This is a genomic window from Leptolyngbya sp. FACHB-36 (genome assembly GCF_014695955.1).
Classification (GTDB): Bacteria; Cyanobacteriota; Cyanobacteriia; order Leptolyngbyales; family Leptolyngbyaceae; genus FACHB-36.
On the sequence record NZ_JACJPG010000003.1, the window covers coordinates 1 to 2,012 of the forward strand.

Genomic DNA, 2,012 nt, shown 5'->3' on the forward strand with positions numbered 1-2,012 from the left:
TTCCGCCACTGGCTGCCGCTGGCGTTTGTGCCTGCGGTGTCGGGAACGGCGTGGGTGGTGTCGGGGGTGCCGCTGCTGGCACTGATGGTGCAGACGGGGCAAACCGCGCTGTCAATTACGGTGCGGTATGCGCTGGCGGTCGTGCCGGGTGTGTTTTATGGGGCGATCGTTTGGTGGTCCTACAACGCCAAGCGCTTCACGCCAAAATTCCGCCGCCTTTGGGTGAGCTGCATGGCGCTGTCGATCGTGTTTGCGATTAGTGCTAATCCCAATCGGACGCTGTACTTTCTGATTCCTGACTCGTTTGTGCCATGGGTGCATGTGTCGCTGCCGCGCCAATGGCAGCACTCTAGTGCGGCTCAACAAGTGATTCGCACCGTGCCGCCGGACGCAAGTGTGTCTGCGACGACGTATCTGATTCCGCCGTTGTCGAGTCGGCATGCCATTATTCGCCTGCCGCTGCTGCAATTTAAGGACGATCGGGGCGAGGTCCGCACGGTGGACTATCTCGCTGCCGATTTGTGGCAGTTGCAGCAGTATCAGGTCGCGTTTAAGGAGGAGCGCGATACTCTCCGCCGCTTGGTACCGCTGATCGAGCAGACGATCGCGGATTCAAGCTACGGACTGCGTGCTGTGGAAGATGGCGTGGTGCTGCTGCAAAAAGGCGTTGCATCTGATGCAACTGCGCTGGCTAATTGGACGCAATATCGTAAAGAGTTGGGGGCGATCGTCGATCGCGTTTCTTAGAAGTACAGTTTCTACTCTGGACGCTCTCGACTGGGAAGTAAGCGTGTTCTGACAAACCGGCTGGGCGGTACAATATCTCGCATCTGCACATTGATCTAGCCGCTTGAGGACTGCACCATGCCCTGGTTAAACCTGCTTTCTTTGCTGGGCATGGTCGGGCTGTGCGGCATCGCATGGCTGGGGTCGGAGCAGCGCCGCCTGATTCCCTGGAGAGTGATTCTGTGGGGCGTCGGGCTGCAACTCGCGCTGGGATTCTTGGTGTTTCTGGTGCCCTTCACGCGTTTAATCGTGGTTGGCGTGAATGATGGCGTCAACGCCGTGCTAGACGCCACCGAAGCAGGAGCGCGCTTTGTGTTTGGTCCACTGCTGGTGCCCGATCCGATGATCGTGCCCGGTCCCGTGCTGGCAGGACGCTGGATTGCCAGAGCGATCGCGCCGCCTTATGCTCCGGTTCCAGGCGATCGTCTCAGTCCTGATAATCTCAACCTCGGTTACATCTTTGCGTTTCGGGCACTGCCGAGCGTGATTTTCTTCTCAGCGCTAATGTCGCTGGGCTATGCGTTGGGGCTAATTCAGCCGATCGTCAACCTGTTTGCCCGTCTGTTTCGCCGCACGATGCGGATCAGCGGTGCCGAGGCGCTGAGCGGTGCCGCCAATATTTTCGTTGGAATTGAAGCCACCCTAGTTGTGCGTCCGTATCTGGCGGAAATGACTCGCAGCGAACTGTGTGCCATTTTGGCGTCTTGTTTTGGCAGCATTGCTTCAACGGTGCTGGCACTGTACGTGGGCTTACTGCGTCCGGTGTTCCCAAACATCACCGGGCATCTGGTGTCGGCGTCGATTATGGCAATTCCAGCCTGTTTTGTGATGGCAAAGATCCTGGTGCCGGAAACCGAGGAGCCGAAAACGCGCGATCGCGTTGTGGAAGAAGCTGCTACAACTACCGATCCAGAACCTACCCGCATCGGTCCGATGGAAAGCTTGGTGGTGGGCGCGCTGGACGGCGTAAAGTTGGCCGTGGCGATCGCGGCGTTGCTGATCGCGGTTTTGGGTCTGGTTGCGCTGGTGAACCTCTTCTTTGCTAATCTCGCATCGCTCGCCGTCAGCAAGAACGTGCTCCTGCAAGGCGTTGGCAGAGTATTTCAGGTGATCACGCTGCAAAACCTGGTTGGGGCGCTGTTCTTGCCGCTGACGTTTCTCACGGGCGTCTCGCTGAACTGGCAAGAACTGTGGCAAACCTCGGTGCTGATTGGGCGACGGCTGCT

2 protein-coding genes are annotated in these 2,012 nt (G+C 58.3%); both read left to right on the top strand.

Annotated elements, in window-relative coordinates:
• On the top strand, positions 1-747 hold a 747-nt coding region (locus tag H6F43_RS00025; protein ID WP_190339999.1), incomplete at its 5' end, for a DUF2079 domain-containing protein.
• Positions 748-864: 117 nt separating this feature from the next.
• Positions 865-2,012, top strand: a 1,148-nt coding sequence (locus tag H6F43_RS00030; RefSeq protein ID WP_190340000.1) for a nucleoside transporter C-terminal domain-containing protein, incomplete at its 3' end; no start/stop codon positions are given.